At 41.8% G+C, this 17,731-nt stretch carries 14 protein-coding genes and 1 pseudogene; 4 read left to right on the top strand and 11 right to left on the bottom strand.

Going from position 1 to position 17,731, the window contains the following annotated elements; translation table 11 throughout:
* Positions 1–100: 100 nt before the first annotated feature.
* A complete protein-coding gene (locus tag AK824_RS13620; RefSeq protein ID WP_057758766.1) occupies positions 101–337 on the bottom strand; it encodes a recombinase family protein in 237 nt (78 codons plus the stop codon).
* Between the two features lie 275 nt (positions 338–612).
* Between AK824_RS13620 and AK824_RS03245 the strand changes: the two genes are divergently transcribed.
* Together AK824_RS03245 and AK824_RS03240 are read left to right on the top strand one after the other, a co-directional pair.
* Entirely contained in the window at positions 613–1,209 is a 597-nt protein-coding gene (locus AK824_RS03245) for a recombinase family protein (RefSeq protein ID WP_057758764.1), read from the top strand.
* Positions 1,210–1,423: 214 nt separating this feature from the next.
* Positions 1,424–3,007, top strand: coding sequence for a Fic family protein (locus AK824_RS03240; protein WP_082624557.1), 1,584 nt, complete (start codon positions 1,424–1,426; stop codon positions 3,005–3,007).
* Between the two features lie 284 nt (positions 3,008–3,291).
* On the opposite strand, the pseudogene AK824_RS03235 reads toward AK824_RS03240, so the two are convergent.
* The 8 genes and pseudogenes from AK824_RS03235 to AK824_RS03200 all read right to left on the bottom strand — a co-directional run.
* Positions 3,292–3,822 (bottom strand): annotated as a pseudogene (locus AK824_RS03235) (recombinase family protein); the annotation flags it as partial.
* A gap of 351 nt (positions 3,823–4,173) precedes the next feature.
* Positions 4,174–4,506: a YnfA family protein gene (locus AK824_RS03230; RefSeq protein ID WP_057762360.1), complete on the bottom strand. Its 333-nt coding sequence runs from the start codon at positions 4,504–4,506 to the stop codon at positions 4,174–4,176.
* 781 nt (positions 4,507–5,287) lie between these two features.
* The gene (gene lspA, locus AK824_RS03225; RefSeq protein WP_057758759.1) at positions 5,288–5,995 is read right to left on the bottom strand and encodes a signal peptidase II; all 708 of its coding nucleotides are present in this window, start codon (positions 5,993–5,995) and stop codon (positions 5,288–5,290) included.
* A gap of 141 nt (positions 5,996–6,136) precedes the next feature.
* Positions 6,137–7,417 carry a c-type cytochrome biogenesis protein CcmI gene (gene ccmI, locus AK824_RS03220; protein ID WP_057758757.1) on the bottom strand — a complete coding sequence of 427 codons (1,281 nt, stop codon included), beginning with the start codon at positions 7,415–7,417 and terminating at the stop codon, positions 6,137–6,139.
* The gene (locus AK824_RS03215; RefSeq protein ID WP_406947853.1) at positions 7,414–7,896 is read right to left on the bottom strand and encodes a cytochrome c-type biogenesis protein; all 483 of its coding nucleotides are present in this window, start codon (positions 7,894–7,896) and stop codon (positions 7,414–7,416) included. Before AK824_RS03215 ends, ccmI begins: the two co-directional genes overlap by 4 nt.
* A gap of 83 nt (positions 7,897–7,979) precedes the next feature.
* A complete protein-coding gene (locus AK824_RS03210; RefSeq protein WP_082624556.1) occupies positions 7,980–8,642 on the bottom strand; it encodes a DsbE family thiol:disulfide interchange protein in 663 nt (220 codons plus the stop codon).
* On the bottom strand, positions 8,643–10,691 hold the full coding sequence (locus AK824_RS03205; RefSeq protein ID WP_057758754.1) for a heme lyase CcmF/NrfE family subunit: 2,049 nt from the start codon (positions 10,689–10,691) through the stop codon (positions 8,643–8,645).
* A 121-nt stretch (positions 10,692–10,812) separates the two neighbouring features.
* Positions 10,813–13,014 carry a heavy metal translocating P-type ATPase gene (locus tag AK824_RS03200; protein WP_057758752.1) on the bottom strand — a complete coding sequence of 734 codons (2,202 nt, stop codon included), beginning with the start codon at positions 13,012–13,014 and terminating at the stop codon, positions 10,813–10,815.
* Positions 13,015–13,156: 142 nt separating this feature from the next.
* Between AK824_RS03200 and cadR the strand changes: the two genes are divergently transcribed.
* Positions 13,157–13,567 (top strand): Cd(II)/Pb(II)-responsive transcriptional regulator, encoded by a 411-nt coding sequence (gene cadR, locus AK824_RS03195; protein WP_007394845.1) that lies wholly within the window; start codon positions 13,157–13,159, stop codon positions 13,565–13,567.
* Between the two features lie 147 nt (positions 13,568–13,714).
* Here cadR and AK824_RS03190 read toward each other — a convergent pair whose 3' ends face one another.
* Both AK824_RS03190 and AK824_RS03185 read right to left on the bottom strand, forming a co-directional pair.
* Positions 13,715–14,437: a CHAP domain-containing protein gene (locus AK824_RS03190; RefSeq protein ID WP_057758750.1), complete on the bottom strand. Its 723-nt coding sequence runs from the start codon at positions 14,435–14,437 to the stop codon at positions 13,715–13,717.
* 796 nt (positions 14,438–15,233) lie between these two features.
* Complete coding sequence (locus AK824_RS03185) at positions 15,234–15,878, bottom strand: DUF411 domain-containing protein (RefSeq protein ID WP_057758748.1); 645 nt, start codon at positions 15,876–15,878, stop codon at positions 15,234–15,236.
* 239 nt (positions 15,879–16,117) lie between these two features.
* Between AK824_RS03185 and lnt the strand changes: the two genes are divergently transcribed.
* Positions 16,118–17,686, top strand: a complete 1,569-nt coding sequence (gene lnt / locus AK824_RS03180) for an apolipoprotein N-acyltransferase (RefSeq protein WP_057758746.1) — start codon at positions 16,118–16,120, stop codon at positions 17,684–17,686.
* Positions 17,687–17,731 lie beyond the last annotated feature (45 nt).

Raw genomic sequence — 17,731 nt, 5'->3', positions numbered from 1 at the left:
GTATTTGAGTATTTGAGTATTTGAGTATTTGAGTATTTGAGTATTTGAGTATTTGAGTATTTGAGTATCATTCCGTTTCTTTAGCTACAACAACTATCAGTTAACGCGAGCACTTAGCCGTAATTTGTATTTCAGAATAGCTATGCCCAAATTTTAGGAGACTAGCGATAATCTTACGCTTCCCGGTATCTTTCCTACGTCCTGAGTATTTACCCTCTGTCTTAACACGAGCAATACCTTGCATCTGACGGTTACGCCGATCTTTATAGTTCTTTCTAGCAATATCAACGAAAATATCAAGCACCATTGAGGTGATGGCTTGCAATACGCTAGTCATAAACTCAGTATTGTTTGCAGGCTACAAGGCCATATATGAAGTCGGCAGCTCTTTTGATACTGCCGCTAGCTTTTTCTCAGACAGGATTTTTTAAGATGTCCCAGTCATACTGATTTAAAAGTGCTAAGCGGTCTACCATTAGTCTATACCCAAAACATAAAACCTCTAAACGATAATCTATCTATCATTTGACTTATCTTAGCAATTAAACGATAGTAATATCCTGATATTATCAATGAACATTAATTATCAAGTCTAAGTAATAGAGGGGCGTTATGACCGTTCGTATTTATGTGAGAGCCAGCACTAAGGATCAAGACGCTACTAGAGCATTAGTAGATTTGGTTGCCTTCAGTAGCCGCTATGGTGATAGCTATGTTGATTACGTTGAGCACTTCAGTGGTACAAAGCTCGATAGACCAGTATTAGCTAAGTTGCTAAAGGACGCCGAGCAAGGCGATATTTTATTGGTTGAAAGCGTAGATAGATTAAGCAGACTATCTCAAGTTGATTTTTCGATTCTAAAGCAGCGTATCAAAGATAAGGGCTTACGATTGGTGGTGGCTGATCTACCAACCACACATACGATGAGTGACGGTATGACAGGTGAGATCCTAAAAGTGATTAACGATATGCTGATCGATTTATTAGCGACCATGGCAAAGCTTGATAATGACAAGCGTAGAGAGCGCATTAAACAAGGATTGGCCAACAGTGGCTATAAACCCACTGGTAAGAAAGCCAATACCGCAAAACACAATCGTATTAAAGAATTGGCCAGTCAAAACAATATGACAAAAGAAGAGATCGCTAAGGCGGTTGGTGTTGGCGTAGCTACTGTTTATCGTGTCTTAAAGCAGGTTAATAGTTGAGGTATTTTAAATATCGACCTATATTTTCTGTTTGTATTTTCAGACGCTAATGTTTGTAGGCAATTGATTCAACATGCTCTTTTGTCTTAATCTAAAGGTATCGCAATGTCATACGAAAATCGTTTTAATGCAATAATGCTTCATTATAATCATTATATTGCATTCATAATTGTTTTTGCGCAAAATGGCTTATCTATAATCGCTTGAGCCACTCATGATGAATACCCCTACCTCAGATCCTATTGGCGCAGCATGGCTTGTCCGCTATGCCAGTATTGAGCTGGTTTCCCCTTTATATGTCAGCAGCAGTATCGGTGGACGCAGACAAACCTATAAAGACGGTGACGTCATTCATAACGCTTATCAGGAAACCGCGCGTCCACTGGACACTATCATTGCGCACTTACAGTTTCACATGCGTCATGAAGTACTGAATTTAGAGTTACTGGTTCGTCTATTTGAGCAGGTAGGTGCTGATGACGTACAAGCATGGGTAAACGCTGAGCCGACAGGCAGCTATGCCCGTAGAATGGCTTTCTTATATGAATGGCTCATGGATAAGCGTTTAGAGGTACCAAGTAATATAGGTGGTAACTATGTGGATGCTTTAGATGCTAAGAAATTGGTTACTTCAAGTCCTTCGCAGGTCATCAAGAACGCTCGCTGGCGTATCAATGACAATCTAGCAGGAACCCGTCATTTCTGTCCGATGCTGGTGAAAACAGAGGCCTTTACGCAAGCAGCTACACTTGATATTGCCACGATGGTTGACAAACTTAACGATGAATTTGGGCAAGACTTACTGATGCGCGCCTCCGTATGGATGACACTAAGAGAGAGTAAAGCCAGCTTTACTATAGAAGGTGAGGGAAAAGAGTTAAAACGTATTGAACGTTTTGCCGATGTGATGGCGCGGCGTACCGGCACCGGTAACATTCCGCTTGATCCTGAATCACTAGCCGAGCTGCAACAAGAGATACTCGGTAGCAAAACGGTTATCCAGCAGTATGGTGTCCGTCAATCACCAGTTTTTGTCTCGCATACTCAGGTCAATGGCTTTAAAGAAATTGTGCACTATATCGCGCCACCAGCTGATGACATTGCTAATAAGCTAGAAGGGTTACAGGTATTTATGGAAAAGACTGAGGGACAATCAGCACTGATGCGTAGTGCTGTTGTCTCCTTTTCCTTTGTGTATATTCATCCGCTAGCGGATGGCAATGGCCGTGTACATCGCTTCTTAATTAATGATGTCCTCAGGCGAGACCAGGTCATTCATGAGCCGATTATCCTACCTATATCACAAGCCATTGCTGAACACCCCTCAGACCGTCATGCCTATGATAAGATTTTAGACCGTGTCTCTGTGCCGCTTATGAAGCAAATCCGTGATCATTACAGCTTTGATAAACAGGCGGTTACTTACCCCGATGGTATTCGCTCAAACTTAAATTTTGAAAACACTCACCTCATTCAACCTGCATGGTGCTTTATGGAACTAACGCCTCACGTTCAGTATTTATCAAGACTAATTGCTCATGTTATTGAAAAAGAGATGCACAACGAGTCACAGTACCTAAGAAAGCATGACCATGCACGACTGGCGATAAAAGAGGTTGTTGAGATGCCCAACAGCTATGCCGATAGAATCATTCGCAGCATGCTACAGAATAAGGGTGCTAAAAGTAATAAGCTATTGAAGGATTATCCATTTTTAACAAATGATGAGGTTTGGGACGATATTTTCTCTGTGGTTGTAGAAACCTTTAAAGATGAAGCAGATGGTTTGAATAGTTAGAACAAACCCTGCTATACGCAGGAAAGTCTGCCTTGACAATCAAGCTCAAGTTAGTATCAGTATCATCGTTGCGATAATGATTCGTTTATAAAAGATTCGGCTAAAATACTGTAACCTGAAACGTAATCAATATTTTTCTTGATCCTATTTAAGCTAATAAACTACTAAAAATAGAATATGTTAAAGGAACTTTGATAACAGCCCACTTTTATTTGACAAGGATTATTACAGATCCTCAAAATAATTTTGAGTATTTGAGTATTTGAGTATTTGAGTATTTGAGTAGCTATAACAGCTATCAGCTGACGCGAGCACTTAGCTGTAGCTTGTATTTCAGAATAACTATGTCCAGATTTCAGAAAGCTAGCGATAATCTTACGCTTCTCGGTATCTTTCCTACGTCCTGAATATTTGCTTTCTACCTTAGCACGAGCAATACCTTGCATTTGACGGTTACGTCGATCTTCATAGTTCTTTCTAGCAATAGCAGCGAGCATATCAAGCATCATCGAATTGATGGCCTGTAATACGCTGCTCATAAATTCAGTGCTGCTATCAGATTGAGGAGTTATATAAGAGGTCGGTAGCTCTTTTGATACTACCGCCAGTTTCTTTTCTAATAGCATTCTTTTGAGAGTATCCCAATCAGCTTGGTTCAAATGTGCTAAGCGGTCAATCTGCTCAACCAAAATTATATTGCCTTCATGGGCGTCATCAATCAGTTACATTAACTGTGGACGTATTAAAGTTGCGCCTGACTCGTTTTCAACATAGAAGGCGGCAATTTTGTGACCATGATCAGTAGCAAACTGTATAAGCTCATTTTTGGCACGCTTGGCATCTTATTCTTTGATAAACGCTCGTAGATACGCTCTTATAAACATAAATACGTACAATAGTCTGTTATAAGCATCTCCATTACAGCAGTCTATTTTAAGTCGTCTATTAATCGGTTTTTGATGCCTTTTAGATGGTCCCCTTGGAGTATGCTTAAATAGAACCAGTGAAAACTGACTTTTTCTACCAACGTCGTTTGTCATAACCTCTGTTATGGCGACTGGGCAAGCCCAGGTTCTGCCACTCTGATTGGTGCTGGCCGCAGTGCTAGAGAGAATGTACCAGCCATAGTGGAGTTTTTAGTACGTGATGGTTAAAACAACCGTATTCTATGTATTGCGAGGTGCAAACATAATAATAGCCATGCCTAGAAGTGCCACTGCTGTACCTAATATGTCCCATGTCGTTGGTCGAATACCATCAACAGCCCATAACCAAAGAATTGCCATTGTTACATACACACCACCGTAGGCGGCATAAACTCTGCCAACGGCGGTTGGATGTAAAGTCAGTAGCCATACAAAAGCAACCAAACTAAGCGCACTAGGGACAAGCAGCCATATTGACTTACCCTCTCTCAGCCATAAGTATGGCAAATAGCAACCTATAATCTCTGCTAGAGCAGTAACGGCAAAAAGCCCTACTGTTTTTAATTCAAACAAAAAACCTACCACTTTAATTATTCATAATTTAGCACTATAGTTTATCATCTCACTGTAAAAAATATCCTCAAAAAATATACTGCTATATACAATATAAGCTATTTTTATCAATAACCTATACCCTAGAATAATAGGAAATCCATTGCAATGACAAAACCTGTTTGGTCTTTAAACAAGATGGGTTTGTCAACAGGATGTAAGATAAATTGGAAAAGTGAGTAGAGTGTTAGATTATTCATACTGGGTCTAAATTAAAATTTTATGGTGATTAATTTATGCTCAATGTTATTTAATGGTGGCTTGTGATTTAATTAAGAAAAGTAACCTTGAGTAATAAAATACGTTTGTAGCAGGGCTTGTTCTAAGCTCCTTTACTTCCACTTGTCTATAAATTATTTTTTAGTAAACGATCGGATATAAACGTGCCAAACGGTAAGAGTGAGCCGAGTACGCCCGCAGGTATTGCTCAAAGAAGCATTTTCATTTTGAGAGCTGAGCCTATAAGTATATAGCTTTGTACAGAGCTTTGAATTACTGGTTTTTGTCATCTACCACTTAGCACGTCACGTCTTCGTCTAGCCACTTCAAAATCATTCTGCGTTCACTCGCATACAATTATGCATTGGGTTTTAGTACATAGAATGAGAGAGTGTTTGTATTAATCATACATCACATTCCAGTTCGCATTTTTATAAACACACTTGAGTATAAATAGTATCTTTCCGTATAAAGCAGCTATGACGCTAGTTCTTTTTATTTGTACTGATCAACATTTACATGTTTATTCATTACGCTTACTTTCCAAAAACATCATATCAATTATAATCAACGCTACACCGACACAGACACCTATATCCGCAACATTAAAAATAGGATAATTCCAGACATCAGCATAGTGCACATGAATAAAGTCGACCACTTTACCGAGTCTTAAACGATCGGTTAGGTTACCAATTGCGCCGCCAAGCACTAATGCTAAACCCATAGATAATAGCTTGGCTTTGCGTGGTGCTTTGATTAAATAAACCGTCAAAAAAATAGCCATTATCAATGCTATACCTGAGAAAAACCACTTCTGCCAACCACCAGCATCGGCTAAAAAGCTAAATGCTGCTCCATAGTTATAAGCAAGTGTCCAGTTGAGGAATGGTTCAATAACCGGTACAGGATTATTAAAAGTTAACTTGGTTTCGGCCAACCACTTAGTCCATTGATCAAGTATTAATACCATTATCGCCAACAAATACCAGATAAAAGCGCGACTGCCATTGGCAACCATTTTTGGCATTTTATCCAACTTACCTTTAGGTGTTATCGAGTTGCCTGAAGTTACGTACATAGCTTTAGGCGTGTGATTCATAGTTTTAGAGTCAATTGATTGATGTGTACTACTCACAGCTATAGGTACTTTATTGTCAGCAATATTAGTACTAGCCGATTCAACGCTATTCAATTTAGTACTATCTAATCTGTCGGTAGATTCAGTCATAGTTGTTTTCTTTATCTGTGTTTATACAATGAACAATGTTAAACGTATATGTTTTTAGTATACGACTATTAATAGCGTCACTTTTAAAAACTGCTCCACTTACCGCTATGGTATTATGAAACTTACGGTAATAATTTTTTATTAGGGAATCTGTTGATTGATTTCAACATTAACCTGAGTCTGTTCAGCGCTAATCACTATAGGATTACCCGATAAGTCGCCTGACTCTGCTATGGCATTACCGCTATGACTAATACGAGCAACGACTGCTAACTGAGTTTTGTCACTACGAGCTGAATTTAACGTGCGATCTGGCATCATCGCATCAAGATTGCTTAAACGGATACTGGCCTCACCTTGCTTAATAACACTAATGGGTAAACGTTTGGCGGCAAACGGTGGACCTCCTTTAACGTCACGTATCGCAACAAACAACACATCATCAGCTTTCACTAACGGTAATAAATTAGCGTTAATGTTCACTGTCACGTCAATACCTTCTAGCGCTTGCTTTTCTTGCGTGCTAACGTAGTTGCTTAACTCATCTAAGCTTGCTAAAGCTTTAGTATGATCACCTGGTTTGGCCACAATGCTGCCTTGTAAGCGTTTAATCCAACCTTGCGCTTGGGCAAAGTTACTACTACGAGTCTCACCCATTGCCATGAGCATTTGAGCCCGTTCATGCTGCGGATTCTTAGCTAATATAGCTTGTAATACACGGCGAATATTGGCGTCTAACTGACCTTCATTAACAAAAAAGCTAGTCTGAGCATAAGTGGTGGCGATTTCTTCATTTTCAGGAGCTAAACGATAGGCACGAGATAAGGCTTCCAGCGCAGAATCAGTTGCCTCCATAGATAAGAAAAGCTCGGATAGGCGCATCCAGCGATTAGGATCATCAGCATTACGATGAACATTGGTTTGCATGGCGCTAATCAGTTGACGACCATCTTCAAACGCCCATGATGGCGGCTTGTCAATTTTAGCTGTCAATAGGTCGTCAGCCACTTGTCCTACTTTGTCCTCAGCTGTCCACAAATCAAACACGGGCGTACGATTACCTATTAGTAAATACGCCATTGCAGCCAATATTGGGATCCAAGCTGCGACAATTAAACTGCTTTTGACATCAGGGGTGACCATAGGTGTTATCTGACGCTGCGCATCTAATAGCTGACGCTCCAGTTCCAGCTTTTGATTTTGATAATGGCTATTATTAATAGTACCGCTGTCTTTATCTGTTTGTAGCTCAGCTAAACGTTCGCGAAATACTGCAACATTAATATCTAGCAGTTGATTGTCTATTGGTTTGGACTGCAAACGCGGTGCTCGTAGCCATGGCATAATAGCAATCAGCGAAAATATAAGAGCAATCAGCAAGCTTAGAGTTACAAATAAGCCAAAAGTAGAAAATAGAGTCATTTTTTGTCCTCTAGGCTAGTAATGTCGTGGTCGACACTCTCAGCTTGCGATAATAGACGATCAAGCTCAGCCTTTTCCGTAGAGGTCAAGGCAGCAGTACTGTTCACTGTAACGCCGTTTTGGCCACGGGCGACAACTTGGCGGCGTTTACTTTGCCAAAACCAACCAACAATTAAGACGAGCAATAATAGTGGTGGAAAAAACCATAGGATCCATGTCGATGGTCGCATAGGCGGCTTGTAGCTAATAAAGTCACCGTAGCGCTCTTGCATATAGGCGCGTATTTCAGCATCACTACGTCTATCTTTAATTAAATCATAGACTTTTTGCTTTAGATCCTGTGCAATCGGTGCATCAGAGGCTGCAAGGTTTTGATTTTGGCATTTTGGGCAGCGAAACTCTTCTATTAATCCACGATACTGAGCTTCTTGCTGTGGTGAATCAAAATCGTATACGTCAATAGCTGCGTTTGCCGTCATGTTAAGCAGACACGCTAGTATTAAGCTTGCTAGTTTTAAAATTATATTGAGTTTTATTTGAGGAGCTCTTATTCGAGTAACGTTCATTTGCACATCTCCTCAACCTGAATGAGATCAGGGCTATCGTTGTTCTTATTAGCCTCATTAAGTACGGTCAGGCACGGCTTAACACGCTGTTGCCAATTGGCTTCATTAATCTCACCAACAATATGCTGACGAATGATGCCATCTCCATCCACAACAAAGGTTTCGGGCGCACCAGTTATGCCTAAGTCTAGAGCAAACTGACCCAATGAATCCTGAATAGACATAGAAAATGGATCACCGCCTCGGTTTAAGTAACTGAGCGCATTACCAATCTCATCCTTATAATTCACACCAACGATATCAACGCCGCGCTCTTCTAGTTGCATTAAAAACGGATGCTCAATAACGCAAGTTGGACACCATGAGCCCCAAACATTAAGTAAGAACGGCTTATCCGGCAAATTATCATTGGTGATAGTACGGGTAGTATCTGCTAATACCGGCAGCTCAAAGGTAGGAACCGGACGCTCAAGAGCGGTATTGGTCACAATGTCTGTTGGTTTACCTAAGCGCATGTACAATATAACTACCAAACCAAAAAAGAGGATAAGCGGAATTAAGAACCATAGCTTCATCTGCTTTTTTTTCATTGCCTTTGGGTTACGCTGCTTACTGTTTTGGCTATCTTTTTGCTCAGGAGTGTTATTCGACATAGTCATTTATTTCTCCTTTAGTGTCGACATCGTCGATGCTGAGATTGCCTGCTCAATAGCTACCTCATTGACTCCATCAGTAGCCAAACTACCAGTAACTAGCAACGGAGCTTTAACTTTTTTGATGCGGTATCGTTTATCAAGCATACTAATTAATCCACCTAGAGCCATGATAATTGCCCCTAACCAAATCCAGCGAATTAATGGTTTTACATAAATCCTTAATGCCCATTGGTTACTACCATCGGCAATAGGTTCGCCCAGTGCGACATAAACATCGCGCATAAGACTGGGGTCAATAGCGGCTTCAGTCGTTGGCATCGTGCTGATAATATAAGTACGCTTTTCTGGAGTCAGTTTCGCCACTTCACGACCGTCTTTGGATACCACGACTTGCGCTTGCGTTGCATCAAAGTTACTACCCTTTATTTCAAAAAATTCAGTTACTTCAAAATCGTAACCTTGAACATTGACTGTATCGCCAATACCCATTGCTACGTCACGCTCAATACTCAGGCTACTAGTAAAGGCTATGCCAATGACAGCAACCAATACGCCAATATGAGCAGTCTGTTGACCCCAATAGCTCAGACGCAACTGCCGCAAACCGTTAAAAAGATTAGGCGCATTCTTAGTTTTATCTTTAAAATCAACTGCCATCCATAGCAGTGCCCAAAAGCTAACGGCTAAAGTCACACCAATATTAAGCATAGACGATGGATTAACAAAGTAAGTAATAATGGCGGCTAATACTAAGCTACTAACGGCGATGACCATGCCTATACCCAGTAGTGGACGGGTGTCTTTTTTCCAGCGAATATTTGAGCCCATACCCATAGCTATTAATAACAGCCACGTTAAAGGTACAAATAATGCATTAAAATAAGGAGGGCCAACGGACACTTGTCCTAAACCAAAAGCATCAGCGATAATAGGGTAAAGGGTGCCGAGCAGCACCACTAAGGTTGCAATCAAAATGATGGCGTTGTTGATCACTAAAAAGGACTCACGTGAAATCAGCTGATATTGACTTTCAACGGTTAAACGCCAACCTCGAACGGCAAACATTAATAGACCACTACCGATGATAATGCCAAGAATAGCTAAGATAACCAAACCACGCGTCGGATCAGCGGCAAACGAATGCACTGAGGTAAGGACTCCAGAGCGTACCAGGAACGTGCCAAGCAAGCTTAAGGCAAAGGCGAAAATAGCCAGCATGATGGTCCATGCTTTAAACACCCCGCGCTTTTCAGTGACTGCTAATGAATGCAGCAATGCTAAGCCGACAAGCCAAGGCATAAACGAGGCATTCTCTACCGGATCCCAAAACCACCAACCGCCCCAGCCAAGCTCGTAGTAGGCCCACCACGAGCCCAGTGCAATACCAATGGTCAAAAATCCCCAAGCCGCGAGCGCCCATGGACGTGACCAGCGTGTCCAAGCAGCATCTAAACGCCCTTCCCACAATGCCGCCATACAAAATGCAAAAGGTACTACCATACCCACATAGCCCATATATAACATGGGCGGATGAATAATCAGACCGAAATCTTGTAGGACAGGATTTAAATCAGCGCCATCGACCGCTAGATTGGGTAAGGTACGCTCAAACGGTGACGAGGTAAATATCAGCATCGTTAGCATCATTAACTGTACACCGGCCAAAATAACTAATACCCGCGCACGCATTGATAACGGCAAGCCGCGACTAAAGTATGATACCAGTGCACACCATGTGGCCATGATGGTCATCCATAGCAGCAAAGAGCCCTCGTGTCCGCCCCATGTCGCCGATAACTTATAGTACCAAGGCAACAGCGTATTAGAATGCTGCGCGACGTAACTGAGGCTAAAATCATTATAATAAAAACCTGCTATCAAAGCGCCAAATGACGTTATCATGGCGGCAAACTGTGCCCAAGCTAGGCTAGGGGCTAGTCGTTGCCAAGCAACTTGGTTACGAATAACACCAATAGTTGGCAGAATTACCTGCAATAACGCCAATACAAAAGCGGTAAGCAAGGCAAAATAGCCCAATTCTGTAATCAACATACGGTCTAACCTTATTTACTCTAATGCGGTTGCAGTTTACTGTGGCGGTGGAATTTTTATTATTAGAACCCACCCCTGAAATCTGCTGCTATCTCTAGTTTTTAATTGATTTCGAAGGGTTTTATTTAACTACTTTAGGCGGATTTACCAGTGGAGGCGCGCCTTTAAAGCGCAGTAAACGTAACGCATTAAGAGTAACGAGCACTGTTGCTCCAGCATCAGCTAGAACCGCAATCCATAGTCCAGTAATGCCGAATACGGTCGTGATCAGAAAGACGCCTTTGAGACCTAAAGCGAAAATGACGTTCTGATGAATGTTGCGCATGGTGGCACGTGAAAGTGCGATGAGATGAGCCATGTCCGTGACACGACTTTTTAATAATGCGATATCGGCCGTCTCAATGGCCACATCGGTACCACCACCCATCGCGATGCCAACATCGGCAGTTGCTAGCGCTGGCGCATCGTTAATACCATCACCAACCATCGCTATTTTGCGGTTGTTCTTCATTTCGTTAAGCAGGCGCAGTTTGTCCTCAGGCAACAGCTCAGCTTCCCATTCCACGTCTAAATTACTGGCAAGTGCTTGAGCGGTTAAGCGGTTGTCGCCTGTTAGCATGACGGAGCGCAAACCCATCGCTTTGAGCTGAGCCACACCTTCATGAGCGTCGTCTCGTAATTCGTCTCTTAGCGCGATTAATCCAAGCACTTCACGGTTTTGCTCATCGAAAAGAACAGAGACGGTCTTACCCTCATTTTGCAGCGCCTCGATTTGCGCCTGTTGTGTGAATGAAATCAATGCCTCATCGGCTGCGTAAACAGGCGAACCGATAGCTAGCGCGCGCTCCGCGACAGTTGCGTGTACCGCTTTACCGGCAGTTGCAGAAGCATTGGAGGCCACAGGTATGACCACTTTAGCAGCTTCAGCATGACTGACAATGGCTTCAGCAAGCGGGTGACTAGAACCAATCTCCACACTGGCAAAAAGCGCCAATATCTCATCTTGACCTTGAGAATTCTGACCTTGAATACTTGAGTCCTCTTGTGTAAAGGCAACAACATCGGTCACGCATGGTTTGCCTTCAGTTAAAGTGCCTGTCTTGTCAAAAGCGACCGTCTTCACTTGGCCGATAGTTTCTAAAGCACTACCGCCTTTGATCAGCAAGCCACGGCGCGCACCAACAGCAAGACCAGAGGCGATGGCAGCGGGTGTTGATAGTACAAGAGCACAGGGACAGGCAATCAATAATAAGGCTAGACCTCGATATAACCAAGTTGACCAATCTCCACCCATGGCTAACGGTGGAATGATAATAATTAGTGCGGCAATAGCCATCACTGCCGGTGTGTAATAGCGACTGAATTTCTCAATAAAACGGGCAGTGGGTGCTTTGGAGGCTTGGGCTTGCTCTACCAGCTCAATAATGCGCGAAATGGTGTTATCGGCGGCTGTCTTTTCTACGCGCACTTGGAGCACACCATCGATGTTAATTGACCCTGCAAATACATTGTCACCCATCGTCTTGGCAACAGGAACAGACTCTCCCGTCACGGGCGAATCATCAAGGCTGGACGCACCTTGAACAATGGAACCATCAGCAGATACCCTATCTCCAGGACGCACCAGCACAAGGTCATTCACTTGTAATGAAGTCGCTGGAACGTTACGCTGCCCACCTTGAGCATCAAGTAAAATTGCACTTTTCGGAACCAGCGATGATAAGGCTCTGATGCCAGCGCGAGCGCGATCAGCAGCGATACTCTCAAACAGTTCACCGATTGAGAACAAAAAGACAACTGCTGCGGCCTCTTCAGCTTCACCAATGATAAGTGCGCCAAGCACGGCGACGGACATCAGCGTTTCAATTGAAAAGAATGAACCTGTTTTAGCCAGTGCTAAGGCTTTGCGCGCAAATGGAAAAACGCCTACAATCACAGCGATGGCAAACACCCATATCCCATAAGCGGGCAACAGTAGTGACAGTGCATAAGCGCTGCCCATCAAAATACCGAGGCCAACAACCTGTTTGCCTTTTTGAGTTTGCCACCATTGCTTATCCTGCGGAGCCATCTGATTGTCGCTGTCAATATCAATAGCCGATACAGTTTGTTGACCAGTATTGGCAGAGATGCCGAACCCTAGGCTTTTGATTGTTTTTTCGATATCACTAGCCTGAGTCGGCGCACCAGGGGCTAAATTTAGCTCTAGCGTTTCTGTAGCGAAATTCAGCTGAACATCAGAAACCCCAGGCATACGTTTCAAAGCTGTTTCAATCTTGCCGATGCAACTGGCACAGTCCATACCTTCAATATGATATTTCATAATAATTTACCCTTTGAATAATGATATTATGAACCCTATAGTGGCTTTAGAGTCAAGGTTATTTATCTACAGTTTCGTAATTTTAATTTCTCTAGCGCTAGTCTTTACAGCCACTTTAATTATTTAAATCGTAGAGGTTGTTATGACAATCAAAATTGGTGAGCTCGCTAAACGCACAGGTGCCACAGTAGAAACCATTCGCTATTATGAAAAAGAGCGTTTATTACCCGAGCCTTTTCGTAGCGAAGGGAATTATCGTTTATATAATGAAGAGCACATTGAGCGTCTACAATTTATCCTACATTGCCGTACGCTCGATATGGCTTTAGATGATGTGCGAATCTTACTTGAATACTGGGAGTCGCCTGACAAGGACTGCGGCGATGTGAATAACTTGCTAGATGAGCACATTCATGCTGTGGAAATACGAATGGAAGAACTGATGCACTTAAAGCATCACTTGACCGTTTTGCGCCAGAAATGTGCAAGTAGTGCACCAGCGTCATCATGTGGCATTTTAAACGCGCTTGTCGATAACTCCTGTCATGAGTAATGATATCAGTAGTGTTCATTTCTGACGGATCAAATCATGAAAGGTTAAATACGCCCTGATGTTAAGCACAAAAAAACCCAGCAATGATATTAAGATCACTACTGGGTTGGAGGAAATAACAACTATGTTGTGCTGACTTAGAAAGTCTTATTTATCATTCATAGCAAGGTAGATATTACGATCTGATGCGGATGCGTCATCCACGTATTTTGAATCGCGCCATGTCGTATAAGCATAGACACCACTGTATGGGCTGATGCTGTTCTGACGGAAATCAGAAATCCAATTTTCGCCATCAAATATTTGGATATGGCCATGCGGGCGCTTTGATGAGCGATCATAGACAATAACATCACCTACTTGGGTTGGCATATCATTACTGATTTTGCTAAAACCTGCTTTATCAAGCGTGCCACGAGTGGCGTACTGATAGGCTGAAGGATTGGGTGTAAATTCATAACCAGCTGATTGTAGTGCTTTACGTACGTAACGGGCACAATATCCAGAGCTGCCAGATAAAGCCACTTTTGAGGCGCGAGCAGCAGCGATAGCGGGGGCTGAATTGCTGTCAGGAACCTTATTGACTTGCTGCTGTTGTTTTTCAGCGTATAAGCGGCTGTTTAATGATGAAAGCTGATTCTCTTTTTGCTTGGCCTGCGCACTTAGGTTGCTAATTGCTTGACTAATTTCATCATTATTAGAAACATAAGCACCACTTTTGGTGCTATAGATGTTTTTTGATGAACCGTAGTTTGATGCCACAGAAGTATTGGTGATGGTATTATTTGTTTGAGAGATTGTGATAGCAGCACCACTCGTTTGTGCTATGCCCATACCCAGTACTGACAAAATCAATAAAGCCTGTTTCATAAATCTAATACCTACGGTTAATTCAAAATCGTCTGTTATCAACAACAGCGCAGTCAATTAAATCTCAATAACTCAAGTATATATATGTCATAGTGACTGATACTTCTGCTGCATATTATTCATATAAAAAATGATTATTGGCGATCACAGCTCATTGAAGTCTTACGAAGCTGTTACAAATCAAGCTGCTGACCAAAACACAAAGCCGACTTTAGCATAGGCTGTTTAGCCTGTCATCCCCCTTAAAAACCCCAAAAATACTTTTTTGATGTCGAAAAAATTGCTAATATCCCACATTTTACAATGTAAGTTTGTGTAACATGTACAGAATATAGCTGACTAGATTGACCACAATTTCTACTGTTTTATAAGCAAAAAAACGTCTGAGGGTTAAATCTATAATTTAGATTTAACCCTCAGACGTTTTTCTATTGGATGAAGTAATTACCCTATATAGGGTCTAACTAATTATTAAGATAATATAATAATTTATAATATTAATATAGATGCTAATTCCCTACTAGCTTATGTAATATTACGTAATTGTTTCGATACATCCTGTATATTCTTGTATTAACCCTTAGTCATTTATCTATTTTAAGGGTTAATAACCGATAAATTCGCTTACATTGTCATCAAAAGTTACAAATTCAAAGTTATTTTTAATTTTAAAGTCGCAATAGCTAATGAATTTTTTGATGAAGAATCATTTTATAAGCAATAGAACAGTCTTATACCTACCTCATTTACTTTTAACGCTAACACTATAATCAAAGTATTCTTAACTGCTAACACACTATAATTGCTGCTCTACCGATTCAATATCAGCATAAACTTGGGTCGTCCCGTCTTTATTGAGTTGCATAACCTGATAGGGCATGAATTTATTTTGATACTCCATACCCGGGCTACCAACAGGCATGCCAGGTACGGCAAGACCCATAGCTTGTACTGGCGGATTTTCTAAAAACTGCGCCATATATTTAGCGGGTACATGACCTTCAAAGACGTAACCATCAGTAGTGACTACAGTATGGCAAGAACGCATTTCATTTGGAACGCTGTAGCGCTCTTTAAATACGGCTAAGTCCGCAACATCTTGCGCGGTTGCACTTAGACCATTATCTTCTGCATGACTTATCCATTCTTTACAGCAGCCGCAATTGGCATCTTTATAGACAGTGGCTGAGACGTTTTTTAGTAGGTCTGGTTTATTTACTGATGTCATCATAGAAGTATTTATAACGTTTGGTTCAGCTGTCTTCGGAACAGTCACTACATCTTCAGTTGATGCCGATGTTGTGCTTGCATCAGATACGCCACTACTCGGTTGGCTACAAGCAAATAGTGATGAGGCGGCAAGTAATACTAACGTACTACGCAACCCCTTAGACAGATAACGATTGAATATAAGACTGGATTTTATTTTTAAGGGGGTCATAGTGCTCTCTCATGTACTGTAGATATTGTGAGCTATAGAAGGTCAAGTAACACTTCATATCGTTTGGTAATGTAGCATAATAACCCATTAAACGGAGTACATAAATTCATCCATTGAGCAGTGCAGGCTGGTATCATAAGCAGTTTTTATTTTAAAATACTGCCTGTAGTATTAACGGCTCTATCTAAGTTTTGGATTTTGATTAAAAATTCAAGGCTCATAATTTTGGATAATTTGCGATGCGCCTGTCTACTATTAATCTACAAAAGCGTTTGAGTACTCACTCAAATCAATTACCGCTATGGTTTACGCTAGTAGCAGCATGGCTTGCAGGGGCTATTTTTTTATTTGCGCTAGCGCCTCATGGGTTCTGGCCGCTAGCAATAGTGTCACCAGCGATTTTATATGCGCTGTTGGTACCAAATATGAGTGGTCGTCGCGCTTTTATTATCGGTGAAGCTTACGGTATGGGGCTATGGTGCGTCGGCGGCTTTTGGCTCTATACTGCCATCCATGATTATAGCGATACTCCAACGTGGCTCGCATTGATTATGATTGGATTGATGGGTCTCGGTATGGGACTGTTTCATGGATTTTTAGCACTAGTCTTTAACCGTATGGTAGGCAAACAACCCTTTTCATTTGCTGCTCTTTGGGTGCTACAAGAATGGTTAAAAACTTGGTTATTCACAGGCTTTCCGTGGCTGTTTGTTGGTTATGCATTTACTGAAGAGTATTGGTTATCGTCCTTAGCACCCGTTGCTGGTGTTTTTTCCGTCTCTTTTGTTGCCATACTATTGGCTGCAAGTTTAGTAGAGCTACTGCTTCGGCGCAGTAGTTATGCCATCGTTTCTGTACTGTTATTAGCCATTAGCACATCATTATGGCTGGTCAATCCGCAATGGACAAAACCTAAGGGCACACCTGATCTGTCAGTGTCATTGATTCAAGGTAATATTTCACAAGATATAAAGTGGCTGACTAAGTATCAAGTAGAAACGCTAAAGATTTATGCGAAGTTAACACGCACTGAGTGGGGACGTGATGTTGTGGTGTGGCCTGAATCATCTATTCCTATGTTTCAGGATGAGGCTGCGGGCTTTATTAGTGAAATGATAGAAATGGCTAATGCGACCAATACGACATGGATAACTGGTATCCCTTATAAGGATAAAGCGGCATTCAATGCCAGTACGGATAAGTATCCCCCATTTTACAATAGCGTGATTGCTCGAGGTGTAGAAGCGGAAGGCCTATACAAGAAGCAGCGTCTAGTGCCTTTTGGAGAGTATATTCCATTTGAAGGCGTGCTCGATATTTTCCCAAGTTTGGCCGGTAGTCAGGATATTAAGAACTATAGTCGTGGTAGTGATCAGCAGTCACCTCTAAAGGTGCGTGGACACAATATAGGGACGGCTATCTGTTATGAGGTAGCTTATCCAGATACCACGCGTAAAAATGCCATCGATACTGAATTTTTGTTGACCGTCTCTAACGATGCCTGGTTTGGCACTTCAGCAGGACCATTGCAACATTTGCAAATGGTACAAATGCGCGCGCTTGAGAACGGGCGCTGGTTTATTCGAGCGACCAATACTGGTGTTACCGCTATCATTAACCATAAAGGTCGTATTGTAAAACGCGCACCGCAGTTTGAGCGTACTGTACTACGTGGTGAGATACAGGCACGGGTTGGTAACACGCCCTTTATGCTTATGGGAAATTATCCTATCTTGATAATAATAACCTTGTTATTACTACTAAGCTATTTTGGCAAAGGTCTAACCACACTTAGAAGACGAGGGTAATAGTAAACTTAATCATAATAATTTAATCAGTGTAAGTTTTTTATT

This window comes from Psychrobacter sp. P11G3 (assembly GCF_001435845.1).
In the GTDB taxonomy this organism is placed as follows: Bacteria; Pseudomonadota; Gammaproteobacteria; order Pseudomonadales; family Moraxellaceae; genus Psychrobacter.
The sequence above is the reverse complement of the archived record's forward strand: the minus strand, read 5'-3'. Positions and strand labels throughout refer to the sequence as shown.

Bases quoted from the DNA above. Each gene is read 5' to 3' on its own strand.
- AK824_RS13620 (WP_057758766.1), bottom strand. From the start codon at position 337: ATGACTAGCGTATTGCAAGCCATCACCTCAATGGTGCTTGATATTTTC.
- AK824_RS03245 (WP_057758764.1), top strand. From the start codon at position 613: ATGACCGTTCGTATTTATGTGAGAGCCAGCACTAAGGATCAAGACGCT.
- AK824_RS03240 (WP_082624557.1), top strand. From the start codon at position 1,424: ATGATGAATACCCCTACCTCAGATCCTATTGGCGCAGCATGGCTTGTC.
- lspA (WP_057758759.1), bottom strand. From the start codon at position 5,995: ATGACTGAATCTACCGACAGATTAGATAGTACTAAATTGAATAGCGTT.
- ccmI (WP_057758757.1), bottom strand. From the start codon at position 7,417: ATGACTCTATTTTCTACTTTTGGCTTATTTGTAACTCTAAGCTTGCTG.
- AK824_RS03215 (WP_406947853.1), bottom strand. From the start codon at position 7,896: ATGACGGCAAACGCAGCTATTGACGTATACGATTTTGATTCACCACAG.
- AK824_RS03210 (WP_082624556.1), bottom strand. From the start codon at position 8,642: ATGACTATGTCGAATAACACTCCTGAGCAAAAAGATAGCCAAAACAGT.
- AK824_RS03205 (WP_057758754.1), bottom strand. From the start codon at position 10,691: ATGTTGATTACAGAATTGGGCTATTTTGCCTTGCTTACCGCTTTTGTA.
- AK824_RS03200 (WP_057758752.1), bottom strand. From the start codon at position 13,014: ATGAAATATCATATTGAAGGTATGGACTGTGCCAGTTGCATCGGCAAG.
- cadR (WP_007394845.1), top strand. From the start codon at position 13,157: ATGACAATCAAAATTGGTGAGCTCGCTAAACGCACAGGTGCCACAGTA.
- AK824_RS03190 (WP_057758750.1), bottom strand. From the start codon at position 14,437: ATGAAACAGGCTTTATTGATTTTGTCAGTACTGGGTATGGGCATAGCA.
- AK824_RS03185 (WP_057758748.1), bottom strand. From the start codon at position 15,878: ATGACCCCCTTAAAAATAAAATCCAGTCTTATATTCAATCGTTATCTG.
- lnt (WP_057758746.1), top strand. From the start codon at position 16,118: ATGCGCCTGTCTACTATTAATCTACAAAAGCGTTTGAGTACTCACTCA.